General features: G+C 60.8%; 19 protein-coding genes. 6 read left to right on the top strand and 13 right to left on the bottom strand.

The window, feature by feature from the left end:
* Nucleotides 1-5: 5 nt before the first annotated feature.
* Entirely contained in the window at nt 6-1,079 is a 1,074-nt protein-coding gene (locus SynA1544_RS00095) for a type IV pilus twitching motility protein PilT (RefSeq protein WP_186514380.1), read from the top strand.
* 416 nt (nt 1,080-1,495) lie between these two features.
* Nucleotides 1,496-2,563: a type II secretion system F family protein gene (locus SynA1544_RS00090; RefSeq protein WP_255477813.1), complete on the top strand. Its 1,068-nt coding sequence runs from the start codon at nt 1,496-1,498 to the stop codon at nt 2,561-2,563.
* Here SynA1544_RS00090 and SynA1544_RS00085 read toward each other — a convergent pair.
* Both SynA1544_RS00085 and msrB read right to left on the bottom strand, forming a co-directional pair.
* Complete coding sequence (locus tag SynA1544_RS00085) at nt 2,538-3,806, bottom strand: NAD(P)/FAD-dependent oxidoreductase (RefSeq protein WP_186514378.1); 1,269 nt, start codon at nt 3,804-3,806, stop codon at nt 2,538-2,540. The two genes, SynA1544_RS00090 and SynA1544_RS00085, sit on opposite strands and share 26 nt — an antisense overlap.
* Nucleotides 3,778-4,281, bottom strand: coding sequence for a peptide-methionine (R)-S-oxide reductase MsrB (gene msrB / locus SynA1544_RS00080; protein ID WP_186514377.1), 504 nt, complete (start codon nt 4,279-4,281; stop codon nt 3,778-3,780). The genes SynA1544_RS00085 and msrB overlap by 29 nt, the downstream gene beginning before the upstream one ends.
* Nucleotides 4,282-4,321: 40 nt before the next feature.
* Between msrB and dusA the strand changes: the two genes are divergently transcribed.
* Complete coding sequence (gene dusA, locus SynA1544_RS00075) at nt 4,322-5,317, top strand: tRNA dihydrouridine(20/20a) synthase DusA (RefSeq protein ID WP_115009719.1); 996 nt, start codon at nt 4,322-4,324, stop codon at nt 5,315-5,317.
* Between the two features lie 13 nt (nt 5,318-5,330).
* On the opposite strand, the gene SynA1544_RS00070 is transcribed toward dusA, so the two are convergent.
* The 7 genes from SynA1544_RS00070 to SynA1544_RS00040 form a co-directional block, all read right to left on the bottom strand.
* Nucleotides 5,331-5,846: an RNA-binding protein gene (locus SynA1544_RS00070; RefSeq protein ID WP_186514376.1), complete on the bottom strand. Its 516-nt coding sequence runs from the start codon at nt 5,844-5,846 to the stop codon at nt 5,331-5,333.
* 126 nt (nt 5,847-5,972) lie between these two features.
* Complete coding sequence (argH, locus tag SynA1544_RS00065; RefSeq protein WP_186514375.1) at nt 5,973-7,391, bottom strand: argininosuccinate lyase; 1,419 nt, start codon at nt 7,389-7,391, stop codon at nt 5,973-5,975.
* A 28-nt stretch (nt 7,392-7,419) separates the two neighbouring features.
* Nucleotides 7,420-8,832, bottom strand: a complete 1,413-nt coding sequence (locus SynA1544_RS00060; protein ID WP_186514374.1) for a PP2C family protein-serine/threonine phosphatase — start codon at nt 8,830-8,832, stop codon at nt 7,420-7,422.
* Nucleotides 8,833-8,867: 35 nt separating this feature from the next.
* On the bottom strand, nt 8,868-10,406 hold the full coding sequence (gene ftsY / locus SynA1544_RS00055) for a signal recognition particle-docking protein FtsY (protein ID WP_186514373.1): 1,539 nt from the start codon (nt 10,404-10,406) through the stop codon (nt 8,868-8,870).
* The gene (gene nusB / locus SynA1544_RS00050; RefSeq protein ID WP_186514372.1) at nt 10,406-11,041 is read right to left on the bottom strand and encodes a transcription antitermination factor NusB; all 636 of its coding nucleotides are present in this window, start codon (nt 11,039-11,041) and stop codon (nt 10,406-10,408) included. Before nusB ends, ftsY begins: the two co-directional genes overlap by 1 nt.
* 3 nt (nt 11,042-11,044) lie before the next feature.
* Nucleotides 11,045-11,779 carry a DUF502 domain-containing protein gene (locus tag SynA1544_RS00045; protein ID WP_006849770.1) on the bottom strand — a complete coding sequence of 245 codons (735 nt, stop codon included), beginning with the start codon at nt 11,777-11,779 and terminating at the stop codon, nt 11,045-11,047.
* A 50-nt stretch (nt 11,780-11,829) separates the two neighbouring features.
* Nucleotides 11,830-12,477 carry an HpsJ family protein gene (locus SynA1544_RS00040; RefSeq protein ID WP_186514371.1) on the bottom strand — a complete coding sequence of 216 codons (648 nt, stop codon included), beginning with the start codon at nt 12,475-12,477 and terminating at the stop codon, nt 11,830-11,832.
* A 36-nt stretch (nt 12,478-12,513) separates the two neighbouring features.
* Here SynA1544_RS00040 and queG point away from each other — a divergent pair, with 36 nt between their 5' ends.
* Genes queG through SynA1544_RS00025 form a run of 3 tightly spaced genes read left to right on the top strand, consistent with a single transcriptional unit; the run spans nt 12,514 to nt 16,893 of the window.
* Nucleotides 12,514-13,479 carry a tRNA epoxyqueuosine(34) reductase QueG gene (gene queG / locus SynA1544_RS00035; protein ID WP_186514370.1) on the top strand — a complete coding sequence of 322 codons (966 nt, stop codon included), beginning with the start codon at nt 12,514-12,516 and terminating at the stop codon, nt 13,477-13,479.
* A gap of 19 nt (nt 13,480-13,498) precedes the next feature.
* On the top strand, nt 13,499-14,389 hold the full coding sequence (locus tag SynA1544_RS00030; protein WP_186514369.1) for a tetratricopeptide repeat protein: 891 nt from the start codon (nt 13,499-13,501) through the stop codon (nt 14,387-14,389).
* 35 nt (nt 14,390-14,424) lie between these two features.
* Nucleotides 14,425-16,893, top strand: a complete 2,469-nt coding sequence (locus tag SynA1544_RS00025; RefSeq protein ID WP_186514368.1) for a DNA topoisomerase (ATP-hydrolyzing) subunit A — start codon at nt 14,425-14,427, stop codon at nt 16,891-16,893.
* On the opposite strand, the gene purF is transcribed toward SynA1544_RS00025, so the two are convergent.
* The 4 genes from purF to dnaN form a co-directional block, all read right to left on the bottom strand.
* A complete protein-coding gene (purF, locus tag SynA1544_RS00020; RefSeq protein ID WP_186514367.1) occupies nt 16,894-18,351 on the bottom strand; it encodes an amidophosphoribosyltransferase in 1,458 nt (485 codons plus the stop codon). It lies immediately after the preceding gene.
* A 61-nt stretch (nt 18,352-18,412) separates the two neighbouring features.
* Nucleotides 18,413-20,719 (bottom strand): phosphoribosylformylglycinamidine synthase subunit PurL, encoded by a 2,307-nt coding sequence (gene purL, locus SynA1544_RS00015; RefSeq protein ID WP_186514366.1) that lies wholly within the window; start codon nt 20,717-20,719, stop codon nt 18,413-18,415.
* 40 nt (nt 20,720-20,759) lie between these two features.
* Nucleotides 20,760-21,515 (bottom strand): RNA methyltransferase, encoded by a 756-nt coding sequence (locus tag SynA1544_RS00010; RefSeq protein WP_186514365.1) that lies wholly within the window; start codon nt 21,513-21,515, stop codon nt 20,760-20,762.
* Between the two features lies 1 nt (nt 21,516).
* The gene (gene dnaN / locus SynA1544_RS00005) at nt 21,517-22,674 is read right to left on the bottom strand and encodes a DNA polymerase III subunit beta (protein ID WP_186514364.1); all 1,158 of its coding nucleotides are present in this window, start codon (nt 22,672-22,674) and stop codon (nt 21,517-21,519) included.
* Nucleotides 22,675-22,847: the final 173 nt, after the last annotated feature.

Below are 22,847 nucleotides of genomic sequence, written 5' to 3'. Positions count from 1 at the left end.
CGGTCATGGATCTGATGATCGAAGACCTGATGGAACAACTGGTGCAGGGCGGTGGCAGTGATCTGCACATCGCCACCGGTCAGCCGCCCTACGGACGCTTCAGTGGGGAACTGCGTCCGATGACGGACCGGCCGCTGGCCGAAGAGGACTGCAACAAGCTGATTTTCTCGATGCTGAACAACAGCCAGCGCAAGACGCTGGAGCAGACCTGGGAACTGGACTGCGCCTACGGACTCAAGGGCGTTGCCCGCTTCCGCGTGAACGTCTACCGCCAGAAAGGCAGCTATGCCGCCTGCCTGCGGGCCCTTGGCAGCACAATTCCCAGCGTTGAACTGCTGGACTTGCCGCAAGTGGTTCTGGAGACCAGCGCGCGGCCCCGGGGCCTGGTGCTGGTGACGGGTCCAACAGGCTCAGGGAAGACCACAACCCTGGCGGCTCTGTTGGATCACATCAACCACACCCGCAGCGAACACATCCTCACGATCGAAGACCCGATCGAATTCGTGTACCAGAGCGACAAAAGCCTGGTGCACCAACGCCAACTAAACGAAGACACCCGCAGCTTCGCCAACGCCCTGCGCGCCGCCCTACGGGAAGACCCGGACGTGATCCTGGTGGGTGAGATGCGGGATCTCGAGACCATCCAACTGGCCGTCAGTGCTGCCGAAACCGGACACCTCGTCTTCGGAACCCTGCACACGAGCTCAGCGGCCCAGACCGTGGACCGCATGGTCGACGTCTTCCCACCGGAACAGCAGACGCAGATCCGTGTGCAACTTTCGGGCAGCATGGTGGCCGTGTTTTCCCAGACCCTCTGCCGGCGTCAGAACCCTGCGGAGGGGCAGTTCGGTCGCGTGATGGCGCAGGAAATCCTGATCAACACCCCAGCGACCGCCAACCTGATCCGCGAGGGGAAAACAGCCCAGCTCTATTCCCAGATCCAGACGGGGGGAGAGCAGGGCATGCAGACGCTGGAGAAAGCCCTGGCAGACCTCGTCAATCGGGGGGAAGTCTCCAAAGCGGAAGCCATGGGGAAAGCCTCCAAACCGGCGGAACTGGAACGCCTGCTGACGAACTGAAGCTTCCAATGCCGACTTTCAACGTCAAAGTCCGAAAAGCTGATGGCACGGTTGATGATCTGGTCGTTGAATCCAAATCACCTCTGAATGCAAAAAACTTTTTAAGAAGACGTGGCTTAAAACCTCTCGATATTCAGATCAAACGACCCGACATATCCGGCGAAGTCAAACCAAGGGATCAGCACTATGTCGCCACATGCCAGCTCAGAAACGGTACAAAAACGACCATTGAATTAACCGCGGTCAGCGAGATTGCCGCCCGTCGACAGTTGCGACGACGCGGTCAGCGCGTGCTCAAACTTGAACCAGCAGAAAGACAAAAAAGGCCAACAGAACTCAACACAAAAGAGATAACAACATCGATTCTTTCCGAGTCAAAAACTCAGACGCGAGTCGCTGCAAAGAAGAGCTCAGCCCTGCAAACCCTTGAACGTCTGCTGGAACGTCCTCCAGGTGTCAAGGAGAAAGCGGTCTGGGCCAGCAAACTCTCAGCGCTGGTGGATGCAGGAGTTCCAATCGTTCGAGGACTGGACTTGATGGCAACTCAGCAGAAGTTGCCTTTGTTCCAGCGGGCCTTGAGCGAATTGAGCGCGGAAGTGAATCAAGGGGTGGCCATGGGAACCGCCATGAGAGCCAACAACAAGGTGTTTGATCAGCTCACGATTGCCATGGTGGAGGCCGGAGAAGCCGGCGGCGTGCTGGATGAAGCCCTGAAGCGACTGGCCAAGTTGCTGGAAGACAACGCCAAACTGCAGAACCAGATCAAGGGAGCCCTTGGCTATCCCGTGGCTGTGCTGGTGATCGCCATCCTTGTGTTCCTAGGAATGACCATCTTTCTGATCCCAACCTTCGCCGGGATCTTTGAGGACTTGGGCGCAGAGCTGCCGGCCTTCACCCAACTGCTCGTCGACCTAAGTGAACTGCTGCGATCGCCTGTAGCGCTCTACGCAGCTGGAGCCATCCTGCTTTCCATCTGGCTGTTTGGCCGGTTCTACGCCACCCACAGCGGTCGTCGAACGATCGACCGCCTGATGCTGAAACTGCCGCTCTTCGGTGAACTGATTCTGATGACAGCGACAGCTCAGTTCTGCCGAATCTTCAGTTCGCTCACGCGGGCCGGTGTGCCGATCCTGATGTCGATGGAGATCTCGAGCGAAACCGCCGGCAACGCGATCATTTCCGATGCGATCCTTGCCTCGCGGAGCATGGTGCAGGAGGGCGTTCTGCTCAGCAATGCATTGATCCGTCAGAAGGTGCTGCCGGAGATGGCCCTGAACATGCTGGCCATCGGCGAGGAAACCGGTGAGATGGACAAGATGCTCAGCAAAGTGGCGGACTTCTATGAAGACGAAGTCGGGGCCATGGTGAAAGCACTCACCTCCATGCTCGAACCCGCGATGATCGTGGTGGTGGGCGGAATCGTGGGATCAATCCTGCTGGCGATGTACCTGCCGATGTTCACCGTGTTTGATCAGATCCAGTGAGCACTGCGGCGATGGCCTGGCCCGCCAACCAGCCGCCGCTCCAGCAGGCCTGGAAGTTGAAACCACCGGTCACCCCGTCCACATCCAGCAGTTCACCCGCCAGGTAGAGACCGGGAGCGCAACGGCTCTCCATCGTGGCCAAATTCACCTCACCGAGATCGACACCGCCAGCCGTCACGAACTCCTCTCCGAAGGGCCCACGCCCCTTGATCGACAAACGCTGCGCGCAAAGCAGTTCCAGCAATTGACGCTCCGCCTTGATCGGCAAATCGGCCCAACGCCGATCCGGCTCCACCTCAGCCATGGTCAAGAAAGCCTGCCAGAGCCGCCGTGGCAGATGCTCGAAGGGCTTGGCGGCCGCGAGGGTGCGCTTGGCCTGCTCTTGGCGCCACTGCTGCAGCCGCTGCTCCACCCCTTGACGGCCCAGACCTGCACTCCAATCCACTTTGAGCTCACCTTCGTAATGGCTCGCATGCAAGGCCCTGGCCGCAAAGGCGGAGAGGCGGAGCGTGGCGGGCCCGCTCAGACCACGGTGGGTGATCAGGACCCGCCCTGTCTGACGGAAACGCTGATCGCCCAGTTTCAGATCAAGGCCCACATCATCGATGGCAATGCCACTGCAGGCCGTCAGGGCGGGTGCCTGCAGGGCGAGGCTGAACAGTGATGGCACCGGCGGCACCACCTGGTGGCCAAGGGCTTCCGCCAGGTTTCGGCCACTGGGATGCCCCCCCGTGGCCAACATCAAGCAGCGTGCATGCATAGGCTCGAGGCCGCGGCCCTCGAGTACAAACCCCCCCTCGGGGTGAACGCGCACCTGCTGAACCATCGCCTTCGTGCGCAGCTGGACACCCGACGCCCTTGCCGCCTTCTGCAGGCACTGAATCACAGCCTCGGAGCGGTTCTGCTGCGGGAACATCCGTCCATCGGGTTCCTCCACCAGCGTGAGCCCGTGCTCGTCAAACCAGGCGATCGCATCGCCGCAGGCGAAGCGACTGAAGGGACCCCGCAGGGGTCGACTGCCACGGGGGTAATGGGTCGCCAGTTCACGGGGGTCCCAGCAGGCATGGGTCACATTGCAGCGACCACCACCGCTGATGCGCACCTTCTGGAGGGGCTCAGGGGTACCTTCCAGCACCAGCACCCGCCGAACCCCCTGCTCGGCTGCAGTGATCGCCGCCATATAGCCGGCAGGACCACCGCCAACAACGATCAGATCAAGCGGGCTGGAAGCGGAGGGCGACACCGTTGTTGCAATAGCGCTTGCCGGTGGGTCGCGGTCCGTCATTGAACACATGGCCCTGATGCCCACCACAACGGCTGCAGTGGTATTCCGTGCGCGGCAGAATCAGTTTGAAATCTACTTTCGTGGCGATGGCTCCATGCAGGGGCTGCCAGAAGCTGGGCCAGCCGGTGCCACTGTCGAATTTGGCCTCCGACGAAAACAAGGCTGCATCACAACCAGCGCAGTGATACGTGCCGGAACGCTTCTCCCCATTGAGCGGACTGGTGAACGGGCGTTCCGTTCCCTCATTGCGCAACACGTCATAGGCCTGGGGAGACAACCGCTCACGCCACTGGTCGGCATTGAGATCCCATGAGGAATCAGCCGCTTTCGACGCTGCCAGCACAGGCTGAGGTCTCCAGAGACTGCCAAACACCCCGGCCATTGCCGCCAACAACAGCGATCGACGGGACAGAACGGCGGCACTCAAGCTCATCGGTGCTGAAGAGGGAATCTCGGGCGGTTCTAATGGATTGATGACTGCCTCCGGATCCACCGCTGCCTACCGCTTCAGTGTGGCCCCGATGCTGGATTGCACCGACCGCCACTTCCGGGTGCTGATGCGGCAGATCAGCCGCAGGGCGCTGCTCTACAGCGAAATGGTGGTGGCCCAGGCGCTGCACCACAGCAAGCGACGCAACAAGCTGCTGGACTTCGATCCGGTGGAGCATCCCATCGCCCTGCAGGTGGGGGGGGACGACCCAGCCCTGCTGGCCGAAGCGGCACGACTGGCGCAGGACTGGGGCTACGACGAGATCAACCTCAATGTGGGTTGCCCCAGCCAGAAGGTGCAGGCCGGAAATTTCGGAGCCTGCCTGATGGCAGAACCGGATCTGGTCGCCCGCTGCGTGGAAGCCATGGTGGACGCAGGGGGACTCCCCGTGACCGTGAAGCATCGGATCGGCATTGACGATCTGGACAGCGATGCGCTGCTGACGAACTTCGTGGATCGGGTGGCGCTGGCGGGGGCCAGCCGCTTCGCTGTTCATGCCCGTAAGGCCTGGCTGGAGGGCCTCGATCCCAAGCAGAACCGGACGATTCCTCCGCTGCAGCATGAGCGCGTGGTGGCGCTTAAGCAACGCCGCCCCGACCTGGTGATTGAACTCAACGGGGGGCTGGAATCCCCTGAAGACTGCCTTCAGGCACTGGAAGGGTGCGATGGCGCCATGGTGGGCCGAGCGGCCTACAGCCATCCCCTGCGCTGGACCAGCGTCGATGCCCTCATTTTCGGGGAGGAATCACGCCAGATCCTGGCGTCAGACGTTGTGAATGGGCTGCTTCCCCATGCGGCCGCTCACCTGGAGCGAGGAGGACGAATCTGGGACCTCTGCCGTCACCTGGTGCAACTGGTGGAAGGCGTCCGGGGTGCACGGCACTGGCGCCGGGAGCTGGGGGAGAAAGCCCAGCGCCCCGGGGCCGATCTGGATGTGCTGCTCAATGCCGGGCAGCAGCTCAAGGATGCAGGCCTCTGATCAACGGCTGAGGTCAGCCCTCAGCTCCGCCGTAACCGGAATAGTCATCGCCACCGCCACTGGACGATCCACGGCGACGACGGCTGCGCCCTTCGTCGTAGGCGTTGCCCTCACCAGCGTTATCGCGGGCGCCATAGCTGCGATCTTCCCAGCCCCGTGCACCGGAGGGACGATCACCACCACCACCGCCGTAGCCGCCGCCACCACCGCGATAACCGCCACCGCCACCGCCGTAGCCACCACCGCCGCCGCCGCCATAACCGCCGCCACCACGACGGGGAGCGCTGCCGCGAGGCTCCGCTTTGTTGATCCGCAGAGGACGGCCCATCAGTTCGGCACCCTGAAGCCCCTCAATCGCTGCCTCTTCGGTGGACTCATCGGCCATCTCAATGAAGGCAAAACCACGCTTGCGGCCTGTATCCCGCTCGAGGGGCAGCGCGCAGTTGGTCACTTCACCGAACTGGGCAAACAGTTCGATCACATCTTCCTGCTCAGCGCGGAAGGGAAGGTTGCCGACAAAAATGCTCACGTTATGCGTGGACCGGGTACGAAACAGTGGACCGATGAGGCCTTGAACATTGCCATCGGGCCATGACTCCGGAACGAAGTGACATACCTCTGGCTGAATAAGCGTAGACCCGGTTATGGGTGAGAGTCATCCCACCGGCTGAGTTCCGTTGAAACGCTGTAACCAGCGCTGAAGCTGTTCATCAACACGCTCAAATCCTGTACCCCCTTCACTGCGACGGGCGGCCACAACAGCACGGGGAGCCAAGGCGTCGTGCAGATCCGCCTCAAAGGCCGGGTGGAGTTCCTTCCAGGCACTCAGATCAAGGTCCCGCAAAAGACATCCCTGCTCCAGACAGCGCCGGACGACAGCACCGACCAATTGATAAGCCTCGCGAAATGGAACACCGCGAGACACCAGATAGTCGGCAACATCCGTTGCGTTGGAGAAATCCTGCTCCACCGCTTCATTGAGGCGCTCGACCCTGAAATCAAGGCCTTCCTCAAACAAAATCGCCATCGCCTCAACACAATTACGGGTTGTGCGGTAAGCATCAAACAGCGCCTCCTTGTCTTCCTGAAAATCCTTGTTGTATGCCAGCGGAAGACCCTTGATCATGGTCAGCAATCCCTGGAGATGTCCGAAGACCCGTCCGGTCTTGCCCCGAACCAACTCAGGCACATCGGGATTCTTCTTCTGAGGCATCAGGCTGCTGCCCGTGGCACAGCGGTCGCTGAGCCGCACGAAGCCGAATTCCTCGGACGCCCAGGCGATCACCTCTTCCGCCAGACGGCTGAGGTGCACCATCACCAAGGAGGCGGCAGCGGAGAACTCAACGCAGAAATCGCGGTCACTGACCGCATCGAGGCTGTTGGCATAAACCGCTGAAAAACCGAGCTCCTTCGCGGTGCGCTGGCGATCAATCGGAACCGGCGTACCCGCCAGGGCGGCAGCGCCAAGCGGGCAGATGTTCACGCGTTTCCGCACATCCTGAAGTCGCTCACGGTCGCGCTCCAGCATCTCGACATAGGCGAGCAGGTGATGGGCGAGACAGAGCGGCTGGGCCCGCTGCAGGTGGGTGTACCCAGGAATCATGGTGCGGCGATGGCGATCCGCCTGGGTCAGCAACGCCCCCTGCAACCGCTGCAGATCCTGATCCAAGCCATCCAGCCGTCGCCGCAGCCAGAGGCGGAGGTCAGTCCCAACCTGATCGTTGCGGCTGCGTCCGGTGTGCAACTTCTTGCCCACGGGACCGAGCAAGGCAATCAGCCGGCGTTCCACGGCGAAATGAACGTCCTCATCTGCCAGGCCGGGCTGGAAACTGCCGGATGCCGCCTCAGCACGAACGGTCTCCAGACCCTCCACCAACTGCTCAGCCTCCGCTTCCGTGATCACTCCCACGCTGGCGAGCATCCGGGCATGGGCGATCGACCCATCGAGATCCTCCTGAAGAAGGGTCAGGTCAAAACCGATGGAGGCGTTGAACGCCTCGATGAAGGGATGCAGACCCTGCTCAAAACGATCGCTCCAGGTGCCTGCTGCACCACCGGTCACCCCACCAGCCATCAATTCATCCGTCGATTTCCTCAGCTTGTCAGGCGATTGACCGTCCCTGCACACTTGGCAGCGTGACCGCTTCCGGAACTTTCAGCACCACAAGCGACGCGTCGTCCTCCAGCTGACGATCCGGACCAACAAAACGGTCCAAGCGTTCAAACAGGCTTTCAAGAATTCCCTGCGCTCCCTGACCACTGCGACAGGCCGTTTCAAGGGCACGAATCAGCCGCGCTTCGTCGAAACGATCGCCCGTGATCCCCGGTGCTTCGGTGACGCCATCGGTGTAGTAGAGCAACACGTCTCCCGGTTCAAGGCGAATCTCGCCAAGGGCGAACTCAGCTTCGGGTTGGAGACCGATCAGCAGCCCAGCCGCATCGAGCCGCATGATCACCCGTCGCTCGGCGCGCCAAAGCAGGGGCGGATTGTGGGCCGCATTGGCATAACGCAGCCGCAGCGTGCGCGGATCCAGGTCGGAATAAAACAGCGTCACAAACCGGTGCGACTGCGCCAGGTCTTCCTGCGCCAGCTGGTTGAGGTCGTGAAGAATCCGATCCGGTGGCAGACCGCTGAGAACCTCCGCGCGCAGCATCCCGCGCAGCATCGTCATCAGCAAACCAGCGGGCACACCCTTGCCCATGACATCACCCATCACCAGGGCCCAGCGACCCCGCTCACGGCGTCGACCGATGAGTTCCGGACGGGTGGGAATGAAGTCGTAGTAGTCACCGCCCACCTGAAATGCAGGCCGACAGCGCGCGGCCAGATCAACGCCCTCGATCACGGGGCAACGGTCCGGCAACAACTGGGCCTGAATCTCTGCACCGATGCTGAGTTGTCGATCCACCCGCTCATGCCGGCGGGCGTCCTGCAGCATCTGATCGTTTTCGATCGCAACGCCAGCAAGATCCGCCACCAACTGAACGTGCCGACGGTGCACCTCGGTCCAGACCATCGAGCCGTTACGGGCGTACACGTAAAGGCGGCCCCGCGTCCGACCACGAGCCGTCACAGACGTGGCAAACAAAGCCGCTTTGGGAAGGCAGCGTTGCACCAGCCGGTCGAGCGCCAGCAGCTGCTGATCGTCGCTGCCGAAGCCCACGGCAGAGCCGGGTTCAAAGGCTGCCAAACGCCGCAGCAGGTCCTGGGACGGCTCAGCTGGAGTCCCCTGCAGCTGATCACGCCAGAGGCGACCATCCGACTGAAACGGAACAAGCAAGGCCCCCTCAACACCCACTAGACGCGAGGCCACCACAGGCACAAGCTCAAGAAAGCGCTGGAGGTTGGTGAAGCTGCGGAGGGCAAACCCCAGGGAGACCAACAGATCCTGATTGCGGCGCTGTTCGCTGCTGAGGCTGTCAAACAGCTGACGCAACGAGGCCATCGCCTCAGGCGAGGGGGTCCCGGTCCGCTGCGCAGAGCTGGGATGACGTCCGGGCGGCTTGCTGCTCAACCTCGCACCCCCAGGGTCCGCAAGGTAGCAACGCTTCAGCGTCCAGCCAGCAGAGCCTCAACGAATTCAAAACTGTTGAAGGGGCGCAAATCGCGAATCCCTTCCCCAGCGCCGATGAAACGAATCGGCAATCCAGCCTCAGACGACACCGCCAGCGCAACACCGCCACGGGCCGTGCCATCGAGTTTGGTGATCACAACGCCGGTAAGACCTGCCGCCTGGGCAAAGGCCATGGCCTGGCGAAGCCCGTTCTGACCCTGACTGGCATCAAGAACCAGCAGGGATTCAACCTTCGCCTCCGGCGCCAAACGGTCGATGATCTTTCTGACTTTTTGGAGTTCCTCCATCAGGTTGTGCTTGGTCTGCAAGCGTCCGGCGGTGTCCACCAACAGCAGATCAGACTTGCGCGAGCGAGCGGCACCAATCGCGTCGAAGACAACGGCAGCGGGGTCGGCGTTGCTGCTGGGGTTGGACACCACTGGAACATCACTGCGCTCTCCCCAGACCTCAACCTGCTGGACAGCTGCAGCCCGGAAGGTATCGGCGGCCGCGATCAGAGCTGAATAGCCGCTGCGAACAGCAAGGTTGGCAAGTTTTCCAAGCGTGGTGGTCTTACCAACCCCATTCACCCCCACCATCAACCAGATGTTGAGGCGATCCCGTTCGGGCGCCAGCAGAGGAACACCACTGGCCTGGATCGGGGCATCCAACAGGCCACGCAGCTGTTCCTTGAGGAAGCGAATTCCCTCGGCAGGATCGACCACCTCCTCATTCATCCGCTGTCGCAGGGCATCCAGCACCTGATCGGTGGCCTGGACGCCAGCGTCCGCCCTCAGCAAGAGGGTTTCGAGATCGTCGAGAACCTCTGGCGTCAGCGGATCGTCACCGAGATTCTCCAGCAGGCTGGTAACAAAGCCCTGACGGGTCTTTTCAAGGCCGCGGCGGAGCCGACCCAACCAATCGATTTCTTCAAGGGAAACCTGATCAACCTGACGGCCCTGGGCTGCAAGCACTTCGGCAGACCAGGTGAAATCCTGATCAAAGTCACCCAGCTGCGGCTCTTCTGACTCGACAGCTGGCACAGGGGTGGGAGCCGGCGTGGGTGCAGGGGGAGCCTCGAGAGCCCGTTCATCAAGATCCTGCTGACGCTGCTGGCGTTGAGCCGCGGCCTGCTCCAGCAGCGACGGTCCGGGGGCTGGTGCTGGAGTCGGTGTGGGATTTGGTGGCTGACTCGGGAGCGGGGACGGCGTTGGTAACGGTGCCGGTCCTGGAGTTGGGGTTGGTGAAGGTGTAGGCGCTGGTTCTGGACTGGGCGCAGGGGTGGGCTGAGGGGCCGCTTCGGCGACAGAGGCCGCGGCCTGTTGTTGAGCCTTCAGCCGGGCATAGGCCTCACGGGCCCAAACCAGAGCCTCATCCTCTTCCTCACTAGCTGCAGGAGCTGGAGTCGGCTCCGGCGCCGCTGAAACGGGGGCATCAGTCCCACCAGCCATCGGTTCCGGCGTCGGCGCGGGGGTGGGCGTCGGTTCCGGCGTCGGTGACTCCTCAGCCTGTCGTTCGAACCAGTTGAACACCATCAGACCGATGCTTTCGATTGAGCGTCATGGAAGCGACGCAACACACCATTGATCATCCGGCGACCCTGCTCATCGCTGTAACGGTTGGCCAGCTCAACCGCCTCGTTGAACGCCACCGGAGCGGGAGTACGCAGGCTTTCCAGGTCAACGACAGCCAACCGGAGGATGTCTCGATCAATCCGCGGAAGCCGGGTCAGTCTCCAGCCCTCCATCACCTGATCCAACCGTTTATCGATGCCCTCGCGCTGGGTGAGCACCTTCTGAACCCGCTCCATGGCGCCGCGGCGAATCTGCTCCTGGTCGCCAAGCAGCAACAGCCGAGGCAACTCAAGACTGGCGGACAAACCATTCAGCACCTGTTCAGCGGAACTCAAAGAGTCGCGCAGATGGGTACGGACGGTGTCATGGGTTCCTGGTTCGCCCTGCTGTAACTCGCTGTCCAGCAGAGACTGCTGCGCTTGATCGAGCTCGGCAGCACTGGCATCAAGCGACTCACGCCAGTGCTGGGTCAGGGTGTCGAGGGCTTGGTCCAGGATGGAATCAAGGGCCAGGTCAGCAACTGAGGCTGACTTCTGTTCCGGCACTTGACCAAGCACCAGCAAGGCCAGCTCGCGTGTAAGGGATCGTGTGGCCATGACTCAGCTGGAAGGAGATGCAGAAGCCCGTAACTGGGCCATGAGGCTGGAGAAACTCCGATTCACGGGCGCCTCCCGATCGTCGGGGTTGACGATGCCGGCCGAAATGATCGTTCGGAAAGCTTCTTCAACGCTGATCTCAAGCTCTCGGACGGATCCAGCTGGAACAAGGGTGTACCAACCGGTGGTGGGATTCGGAGCGGTGGGAATGAACACACTCAACAGCGGCTCCTTCAAATCGGATTGAAGTGAAGGCCCCACTTCACCGGTGACAAAACCAACGCTGAACAATCCCTCCCGTGGGTACTCAACGAGAACAACACGGCGGAAGCGGGAGGAGTTGTCGCGGAAAAAGGTCTCAAGCAGCTGCTTCAGCGTCTTGTAAACCGATCCAGCCAGGGGAATGCGGCTCAAGGTGCCTTCACCGAACTCCAACAGCCAGCGACCCACAATGTTTCGGGCCATCAGGCCGATCAGAAGGATGCCCATCAGAGGCACCGTGAGACCGAGAGCCAGATTGATCAGATCCTGAAGCAGTGGATTCAGGGTGATGAACGGATTGAACTGCTTCGGTATCGAGGTCAGGAACGCCAGAACAAAGCGACTGACGATCGTTGACAGCCAAATCGTTGTCGCCAGCGGGATGACCACCAGCAACCCTGCAATCAGGTCGTTTTTCAGATCCTGCCGAAGCCTTGCGGACAGTGGCAGATCGGGTCTGGGATTGGACTGGACCAAGGAGCTACTGCGCCCAGCTTTGAATGAAGTTTGACCAACCTAACCAGCGGTCAGAGCAGTGCCGTGAAGGCAAGCAGCACAAATGCAATCGCAAGCACCACAGCAGTGATGGTTCCACCGATGAACCGCTGCTGGGATTCACGGGCCTGACCGGCCTCAACGGTCTTGAGTTGCGCTTCCATCTGGGCGATCTGATCGTCCACCATCTTTTCGGCCGCCCGTAGCTTGTCTTCATCGGTGGCATCGGCAGCGAGTTGACCGGCCTGGGCCAGCTGCTCGCCCAGGGACGTCACCTGTGCTTTATCGGCGCGGAAGGCTCGGGCATCCTTCAAAGCTTCGCGGCCCTGTTCAAGATTGCGCAGGCGGGCAACGTCACCAGCACCTCCATCGAGGGACATGGGAACTGCAACCACCATGCCGAGGGCCAACAGACCTGACAGAACGGCGATCAGCAGGCGAAGAGGAGTGCGCTGCTGCTGAGGCTGATCGAGCCGTGACCCGATCAAGCAGATCAACAAACCGGCAAATCCCAGAGGAGCAAGGGCCACCAGCGGTCCGGTGACCTGCGGGCGAGGAGCATCCGCACTCCAGTCGACACCGACAAGAACAGCAAGCATCTGCAGGACGAGGATCACCACGAGGGTCAAACCAAGCCAGCGCAGTAAGGGAGCAAACCGTCCTGTCTCAGTGCCGGTCACGAAGAAAATGTTGATGAGCGACCAAGATTAAGGTCGATGCAAGGGCATGTCACCGGTCAACAAACGCTGTTGAGTCAGGCTCTGAAGCGCCGCGCCGCTGAAGAGGGCTTCAATCCCGTTGGCATTGCCAGGATCCCAGGAAGCCCAAGGCTGCAACTGCGCACCAAAGCTCTGCAGCGCTGGTTGGACCATGGCCATCAGGCCGACATGGCCTGGATGGCGGCCCCCCGACGTCAAGACCCAAGACTTCTGTTGAACGGAGCCAACAGCGTGCTCGCCGTTGGCCTCAACTATTACGTCGACGCTCAACCCTCCCCCGGCTCCCTCAAAGTCGCCCGCTACGGCTGGGGGCGGGACTATCACCGGGTTGTGGATCAGCGGCTGCGACGGATCGGTCGTTGGCTTTCGGAACAGCGGCCCGACTGTGGCTGGCGCGCCTGTGTTGACTCCACGCCGCTGCTGGACAAGGCCTGGGCCGAGGAAGCCGGCCTGGGCTGGATCGGCAAACACAGCAATCTGATTCACCCCGAACGGGGCTCGTGGATGGTGATTGGCCATCTGCTGACCACAGAGCCTCTGGACGCCGACCCACCAGCCCGCAGCCTCTGTGGACGCTGCACCGCCTGCATCGATGCCTGCCCCACAGATGCGATCCGCGAACCTTTTGTGGTGGATGCAAGGCGCTGCCTGGCCTTTCACACGATCGAAAACCGAGAGGACGCCTTACCGAAGAGCATTCGCGCCGCCCTTGGACCGTGGGTGGCGGGCTGTGACATCTGCCAGGACGTCTGCCCCTGGAACCATCGAACCCTGCCCCAAAGCAGCGATCCAGAGGTGCAGCCACGCCCATGGCTGCTGAATCTGCACAAGGAGGACATCCAGACCTGGGATGACAGCGTCTGGGACCAGAACCTGCGGGGGTCGGCCCTACGACGAATCAAACCCTGGATGTGGCGGCGAAACGCCGCTGCAGCACAAGCAGATCCCACACCTACGCTTTAGCGACTCCACCTTCACTCCAGTGCTGCGTCGAATTCGCTTCAGTCGGACGCTGGCGGCAGCACTGGTCGTTCTGGGGGGTTGGTTCGGCGCCCCGGCCGCCAACGCCCTCATTCCCTACATCTACCTGCCCAGCGAAGAGGAGCTCAAAGGTTCTTCAATCGGCATCGGACGGACCGCTGCGCAGCTGCTTCAGCTGGGGCAAGCCAAGGATGCAGCGCGACTCGCTGCTCTGGCGGTCCGGCTCAACCCCAATGATGAACGGTTCTGGTCGATCCTGGCGGAGGCTCAACTCCGCAACAACAACCTCAAGGATGCAAGCCGGTCTCTGGCCCGCGCCAAACAGCTGAATCCTGAAAAGGCCGGCCTCTGGTTTGCCGAAGCAGCCATCGCCCTGCGAGCAGAGCGACCGGAAGACGCTGTGCCTTTAATTGCCCGCGGACTCCAATTGGATCCGAACAATGCCGCGGCCTATTTCGACCTCGGCAACGCCAGGATCATGCAGGACGAGCTCCCTTTGGCCCTGGAGTCCTTCGAAAAAGCCACAGCACTGAAATCGGACTTCTGGGAAGCCCTGAACAACCAAGCCCTCGTTCTCTTCGAGATGGGCCAACGTCAGGAAGCAGTGCGGCGCTGGCGCCGGGTGTTGAAGCTGGAGGCCAACGCGGAACCGATGCTGGCCCTGGCCGCAGCGCTGCATCAACGGGGTGAGCAGGCCGAGGCGATCCAGCTGGCTTCCACAGCGTTGGCCAAGAACCCCAACTACGTCTTGCCGTTGCACCAGGCAGAACAGCTCTGGGGTGTTCGGATCCGTGAGGCGACGGCACAATTGCTCAGCGAACCGGAACTCACCAACAGCGTGGAACGGGCCCAAGCGAACGCAACGTGGAAGAAAGCCAGTGATCATCTGTAGGCTGAGCGCCTTCCGGTCGGAGAGCGACAGACCGAATGGCTGAGGAGCGCGTTCAACCGATCGCCCTGCATCAGGAGATGCAGCGCTCCTATCTCGAATACGCCATGAGCGTGATCGTGGGTCGGGCCTTGCCCGATGCCCGCGATGGTCTCAAGCCTGTCCAACGGCGGATTCTGTACGCGATGCAGGAACTGGGGCTCACCCCAGACCGTCCCTATCGGAAATGCGCCAGGGTTGTTGGTGACGTCCTTGGCAAATACCACCCCCACGGTGATCAGGCCGTCTACGACGCCTTGGTGCGGCTTGTTCAGAGCTTCTCGAGCCGTCACCCACTGCTCGACGGCCACGGCAATTTCGGCTCGGTGGACGATGACCCACCGGCGGCCATGCGGTACACCGAAACCCGCTTGGCGCCGATCTCCCATCAGGCGATGCTTGAGGAGATCGGTGAAGACACGGTTGATTTTGCGCCGAACTTCGACGGGTCCCAACAGGAACCCACTGTTCTTCCGGCCCAGCTTCCCTTCCTGCTGCTGAACGGCTGCTCCGGCATCGCCGTTGGCATGGCCACCAGCATTCCTCCACACAATCTGGGAGAGGTGGTGGATGGCCTGATCGCCCTGATCCGCAAGCCGGAGCTGAGTGACGAGAAACTGCTGGAACTGATCCCGGGGCCCGACTTCCCCACGGGCGGTGAAGTGCTGATCAGTTCGGGCCTGCGGGACACCTACCTGCATGGACGCGGCAGCATCCCGATGCGCGGGGTCGCCCACACCGAAGAGGTGCAACCCGGCAAAGGACGCCACAAGCGCAATGCCGTGATCGTCACGGAACTGCCGTACCAACTCAGCAAAGCTGGCTGGATTGAAAAGCTGGCGGAATCCGTCAACGACGGAAAAATCGGCGGAATTGCAGACATCCGCGATGAAAGCGATCGCGAAGGCATGCGTGTGGTGGTGGAGCTGCGTCGCGATGCAGATCCCGAGAAGGTGCTGAAGAATCTGCAACGACGAACGGCACTGCAGAGCAACTTCGGAGCCATCCTTCTCGCCTTGGTGGATGGACAACCCCAGCAACTGTCACTGCGCCAACTGCTGCAGACCTTCCTCGATTTCAGGGAACTGACCCTGATCCGGCGCACCAGTCATGCCCTGCGCAAGACCGAAGACCGGCTTGAGGTGGTGGAAGGACTGATCACAGCCCTGAACAACCTTCAGGCTGTGATCGCCATGATTCAGGAGGCGAATGACGCCGCCTCAGCCCGCGCCAGCCTGATGGTGCGCCTCGACCTCAGCGAACGGCAGGCGGATGCGGTGTTGGCCATGCCCCTGAGGCGCCTGACCGGACTCGAACAGGAAAGCCTGCGCCAGGAGCTGGATGAGCTTCGAGCGGAACGTCAACGCCTGAAGTTGCTCCTGAACAACCGGGATCAGCTGCTGGACGCGATGGTGACAGAGCTCAAAGCGTTGAAAAAACGCTTCAGCACCCCGCGTCGAACCCGCCTGGTGGAGGGCGGTGATGCCCTGATGGCCGAACGGGCGGCCAGCCAACGGCCGAACACGGAACTTCTGCGTCAGCAGGCCCTAGCTGCACTGCCCGGAGATGGTCGGGTGCTGATCCAGGCCGATGGCCAAGTGAAGATCGTCACCCCCCAGGTGCTGGGCCGACTGCACCTCAATGATCCTTGCCCCATTGGTGATGCACCATCTCCGGCACGGGTGATTCTGCCGATCGAGCCACCACCAAGACTGTTGGCAGTAAGTGCGGGGGGACGCATCGCCCAGGTGCGCTGGGAATTTGCTGGACAGCAACCCGGCCCGATTGACCGATTCCTGCCCACGGGCCTCGACGGGGACCCCATCGTTTCGCTGCTGTCGCTGCCCAGCCAGAACATCGACGACCTGAGTCTGGGCTTGCTCAGCAGCGATGGACGCTTTAAGCGGCTCCCCCTCAGCGAAGTGGTGGACCTTTCCGGTCGAGCCACCAGCGTTCTCAAGTTGAAAGAGGGCGTCGAGCTCAACAGTGCAGTGATCTGCCGCGATCAGGGAACACTGATGTTGATCAGCGACATCGGTCGCCTGCTGAGACTGCGAGTCACTGAAGATTCACTTCCGTTGATGGGTCGATTGGCACAGGGACCCATGACCATGCGATTGCTCCCCGGGGAACAGATCGTTGGAGCCGTCTGCACGGAACAGACACCACTGATGCTGATCACCAGGCAGGGGGTAATCGTGCGAATCGACTGCTCAGGCCTTCGCTACAACCAGCGGGGCGATCTCGGCAGCATGGCGGTACAGATTGATGCGGAATCTGATCGCCTGGTGGGCATCAGCACTGGATGCGGTCTTGTTGGTGTGCGCACCAGCAAGGATCGTCACGGGCGCTTGGATCCGGAAAACATCAACGTCTCAAAACCCGGAGACAAACCCACGGAGCAGGCGTCTCTTCAGAAGGGAGAGACCATCGTTGATGTGATCGACCCCATCCAACCGCAACCCTGATCAGGAGCTGCAGTTCTGTTCCAGCCATTGGAAATAGTCTTCGTCGATTCCGCCGGTCACATAGTGGCCATCAAAGCAAGACATCTCGAGATCTTTAATTTCAGTGTTCTCAACAATGCTTTCCAGCAAGTTCTCAACGGTCTGATAAACAACATGATCGGCGCCGAGAACATCTGAAATCTCATCATTGGTTCGGCCGTGGGCAAGGAGTTCCGCCCGCGTCGGCATGTTGATCCCGTAAACATTGGGATAGCGAACCGGTGGCGCCGCCGAGGTAAACGTCACCTTGTTGGCACCAGCGCTGCGTGCCATTTGAACAATCTCGCGGGATGTTGTGCCACGAACAATCGAATCATCGACGATCAAGACATTCTTTCCAGCAAATTCAGTACCGAGAGCATTGAGTTTCTGCCGCACAGATTTCTTACGTTCAGCCTGTCCCGGCATGATGAAGGTTCGACCGACGTAGCGGTTCTTGTAAAAACCTTCGCGGTAATCAAGACCCAATTGCTTGGCCACCTGCATCGCCGACGGCCTTGCTGAATCAGGAATCGGCATCACAACATCGATATCACCAGCCGGCAACGTTTCGGCAATGGTTTGAGCAAGACGATCACCCATCCGCAACCGTGACTCATACACCGAGATGCCATTCATGACGGAATCCGGCCGTGCGAGATACACATACTCAAATGCACAGGGAATCAACCGAGGCGAGTCGGCACACTGACGCTGGTGCAAGTTGGAATCAACGTCGATGAACACGGCTTCACCAGGATCCACATCGCGAACGATCTCGTAGCCGCTGTTTTCAATCACCAACGATTCACTGGCGACAATCCACTCTTCTCGGCCCTGTTGAGACAGACGCCTACCAAGAATCAGAGGGCGAATTCCATAGGGATCGCGAAACGCCAGCATTCCATGACCGGCAATCAGAGCAATGGCGGCATAAGAACCCTGAACGCGGTGATGCAGGGATGACACCGCATCAAACAATTGATCTGGAGTCAGATCACGGCCTGTGAGCTGAGATTGAATCTCCGTGGCCAACACATTGACCAGCATCTCCGTATCGCTGGTCGAATTGGTGTGACGACGATCAATTTTGAACAGATCCTGCTCGAGCTGATGCGTATTGGTGAGATTGCCGTTATGAACAAAAGTGATGCCATAGGGGGCATTCACATAGAAGGGCTGAACTTCCTCTTCGGACGCAGCGGCACCACGGGTGGCATAGCGAACGTGACCGATCCCGGCATTGCCCAAAAGCTTTCGCATGTCTCGGGTGCGAAAGGCTTCACGCACACGTCCCCGTTGTTTGTGCACGTGGAAAGTGTGATTGTCCATCGTGACAATCCCTGCCGAATCCTGCCCACGGTGCTGAAGCAGAAGCAGATTGTCGTAGATCTGTTGGTTGACTGAGTCAACACAGAACATTCCGATAATGCCGCACATGATGAATCCGTAGACAGAGAGATAAGGAAGAGAAACGACCGTCAGGCAACGCCTGACTCAATCACTCCGAATGCATCCGTCGGGGCAGCGCATCACGAAAAACGGCGGCACAGCGTTGCACCTCGAGATCGAGCTGAACATCCGATTCGGATCGAATCACCAATCGAGCCTCCGCGGTGACGCTGCCAAGCGGGGTGACGGGGAGCGCTGGATTGGATCCGATCAACTGCTCCCATGCAGGCAGGCAGGCTGCGTTGACAGACACAATCACCCGGCTGCCGCCTTCGGCGAACAGAACCCGATCCAAACGGGCCGAACCTGTGGTCAGCGTCACGTTGATGCCGAATTCAGAAGCGATACAGGATTCAGCCAAGGCCACAGCCAATCCGCCATCACTGCAGTCATGGGCGGAGGCCAACAGACCCTGAGCAATCGCCTCACGCACCAGTTTTCCCACTGCGGCTTCGGCAGCGAGATCAGGCTTCGGCGGACGTCCTGCCAGGGACCCAAGAATCTGCTGCTGATAGGCACTGCCCGCCAGACCAAGGCTGGGATCAGCAACATCCTGCGGCGGAACACCGATGAGGAAGATCGCATCGCCGGGCTGTTGCCAAGCCAAGCCGGTCACACGGCTGATGTCATCAACGCCGCCAACCATGCCGATCACCGGCGTGGGATGGATCGGTTGCATCGTGCCGTCGTCCTGTTTGGTCTCGTTGTAGAGGGAGACATTGCCGCCGGTCACGGGGGTGTTGAGAGCACGGCAGGCATCGGAGATCCCCCGACAGGCCATCGCCAGCTGCCAGAAGCCCTTAGGTGTTTCCGGTGACGGGAAATTGAGATTGTCGGTCACCGCCAGGGGCTCCGCCCCCACACAACTCAGGTTGCGTGCCGCTTCAGCAACAGCCGCCTGTGCTCCTCGTTCAGGGTCCAAAGCAACCCAACGATTGGGGCAGTCCACCGTGGCGGCCACACCGCGGTTGGAGGCCGCCATGGACCCATCACCCTGCTGGGGTCTGAGGCGCACCACAGCGGCATCTGCGGCACCGGACGACACCACCGTGTTGGCCAGCACCTGCTGGTCGTACTGACGGTGAACCCACTGCTTGCTCGCGATGGTGGGATCGTCCAGAAGCTGCAGCAGAGCTGCTGGGGCATCACTCAGCTCCGGAAGCTCCTGCTCGGTCCAACTCCAGAGCGCCTGAAGGTCCGCCGGGGGCTCCTGCAACAGGGCATGTTTTTCGATTGGAGTGTCATCGGCAAGAGCTGTGGCCGGCACCTCAGCGGCGACGGCACCGTGATGCAACACCCGCACAATCGGTTCCTGGAGCACCTTGCCCACAACCGTCGCCTGCAGGCCCCAGCGACGGAAGCGCTGCATCAAGGCGTCCTCCCGGCCGGCCTTCACCACGAACAACATCCGTTCCTGGGATTCCGACAACAGAAACTCGTAAGCCGTCATCCCGGTTTCACGGGCCGGAACACGGTCCAGATCCAGTTCCACCCCCAGGCCCCCTTTGGCGGCCATTTCCGAACAGCTGCAGGTGAGACCAGCGGCGCCCATGTCTTGCGCGGCCACCACATCACCACTGGCGAAGGCCTCAAGGCAGGCTTCGATCAGCCCTTTCTCCAGAAACGGATCGCCCACTTGAACGGCGGGTCGATCGTCCAAGGAATCGGCACTGAGCTCAGCACTGGCAAAGCTGGCTCCCCCCATGCCGTCCCGACCGGTGGTGCTGCCCACATACACCACAGGATTTCCGACCCCGATCGCACCGGATTTGACGATCTCCTCGGTCTCCATCAGGCCAAGGGCCATGGCATTCACCAGCGGATTGCCGGAATAGGAGGGATCAAAAGCCACCTCGCCACCCACCGTCGGGACACCAACGCAGTTGCCGTAATGGGCAATGCCGGCCACAACGCCTTCCATCAAGCCAACGTTGGCGGGATCCTCAAGAGGGCCGAAGCGCAGAGCGTTCAGCAGCGCGATCGGACGGGCCCCCATCGTGAAGATGTCACGCAGGATGCCGCCCACCCCTGTGGCTGCCCCCTGAAAGGGTTCGACGGCGGAGGGGTGGTTGTGGCTTTCGATCTTGAAGGCCAACCGATGGCCCCCACCGAGATCCACCACACCAGCGTTTTCGCCGGGTCCCACAAGGATGCGTGGTCCCTCCGTGGGGAAGCCACTCAGCAAAGGCCGGGAATTGCGATAGCAGCAGTGTTCGGACCACATCACGCCGAACATGCCCAGTTCGGCTCGATTCGGCTCGCGGCCGAGACGCCGACAGATCTCATCCCAGTCACTGGGCTTGAGCCCTTCCTGCTTCAGGGCTGCAGCTATGTCGTACGCAGGGGAGGAAACCACGAATCGCGGAGCACCTCCCCCCAGTGTTGCCGACCGCCCGTCAAACCCAGGGATCTTCGTCCTCGTGACGGCGGCGGGAGGGAGTCTCGTCCCAGCTTTCATCGTCCCAGACCTCAGGTCCAGACACCTCTCTTGGTTCATCCTCGTCGTCGGATCTGAAGCGCACGCTTTCCGATCGCAGCTCATCGATGGGCGAGTCGTCCAACCAACCCTCCAGGCGATCACCGGCCCGATCACCCATGGAACGGAGCTGGTCCCGCCAGTGTTGAGTGCGTTGGAGCAGATCGTGCCGAACGCTGGCGCGAGCCATGGGCAGATCGTCCAATCCCATCAGGCCGGTTTGGATCTGACCCGGTTGTTGATCAAGGATGCGATCGGGAGCCAAACGCCATCGGGAACTCCCCGGCAACCGCGGGTCGCTGCGGGCGATTAGGTAGTGAAGAATCGCGCCATCGGCAGGTCGAAAATCAAGGTCCACAACGCTGCCGATCCGCTCACCGTCACGGTCCAGCAAGGCCGCATCCATCAGCGTGGGCAAGCGCTCAAGGGTCACCTGATCGGTGACCGCCGGCTCGCCACGCACAAACACCTGTTGATCGCTCAAACCACAACATTGGTTCAAACGCCAGACATCCCGTGACATGCGCAGGGCCGATGGACGGCTGACCCAGCCCAGAAGCCGATGCACCGGCGGATGCATCCAGGCCATGAACCCAGGCCCGTGATCCAGACCCAGATCACAACGAACCGTATGACTCAGAAGATCACTGAGGAGCAGCTGATCCGGTAGCGACACATCAGGAACGAATCTGAACAGGCATCACCAAATAAGTGAAGGCTTCGGACGCTTCCTCGGAACGAAGCACAGCCGGCGTGGTGGGCGCGTTGCAGTGGAGAACAATCCGATCAGAGCCCATGGCTTTCAGGCCATCCAGCAGATAGCGAACATTGAAGGCAATCTGCATGGCGTCACCCTCCAAGTTGGAGGGAAGCGATTCAGAGCCACTGCCCACATCCTGCGCATCGGCACTGATCTGGACAACACCGTCCTCGGGCTGACTGCTGAATTTCACAACGTTGTTGTGTTGATCAGCGAGAACAGCAATCCGCTCCAAAGCAGCGATCAGAGCGCGACGGTCCATTCCAAAGGTGCGGGTGAAACCATCGGGGATCAGCTGGCCGTAATTGGGATAGGTACCTTCCAAGGTGCGGCTGGTGACCATTTGGTCGGCCGCAAGAAACACCACCTGGCCGCGATCACAGAACAAACTGACCGGTTCATCGGACCGCCAGGACGCCATCAGCCGCTCCACCTCCCGCAGTGAGCGCGATGGAAGCGTCACGTCGAACCCCTCGTCGTCCACCGCATCGGTCACGGCTGCATCCTGCAGGGCATCTTCAACATTGAGCACGGCAAGGCGGTGACCATCGGTGGCAGCCGCTTCCAGAGCTCGCTGGTTGAACTTGAGATGCACGCCGGTGAGCAGTTGCTTCGCTTCATCAGCACTGCTGGCAAACAGGGTGCCTTTGAGCGCCTGCACCAACCGTTCAGGTTGCAGCTTGAGCGTCATGCCGCTCTCCACCATCGGAAGATCGGGGTAGTCGTCAGCGCTCATGCCGCGCATCTGATAGCTGCCGCTGAGGCTGGTGAGCTGAACCTGCTCACCGGAATCGTCTACGGCGAGGGTGACCGGAGAATCGCTGGACAAGCGAGACACGATCTCTCCCAGCAGACGGGCCGGCAGTGTGATGGCCCCGCTGGTGTCCACACTGGCGGCGAGAGACGTCTGAATTCCCAGGCTCAGGTCAAAACCAGTCAGACTGAGGCGGTTGCTGCCGGCATCGGCGGTGAGCAAGACATTGGCCAGAACCGGGTGCGTGGGGCGTGTGGCGACTGCACGGCTCACCAATTGCAGAGCGCTATTCAGTTCGGACTGTGAACAGACCACCTTCATCGTCCTGAAGACCTGAGCGCGCTGAGGTGTCCCACGGTTTCACAGGCTGAGGGGAAGTGCAATGGCCAATGGTTCGGGAGCCTCTGTTCGGCTGTTTGGTTCTTATGGATTTAAAAAATAAAAAACAAAAACAGCCGTCGTAGGGCCTGGGGAAAAGGGGGAAAGGAGCTCAG

Source organism: Synechococcus sp. A15-44 (assembly GCF_014280115.1).
In the GTDB taxonomy this organism is placed as follows: Bacteria; Cyanobacteriota; Cyanobacteriia; order PCC-6307; family Cyanobiaceae; genus Parasynechococcus.
This window is presented reverse-complemented; position numbering and strand designations above follow the sequence as displayed.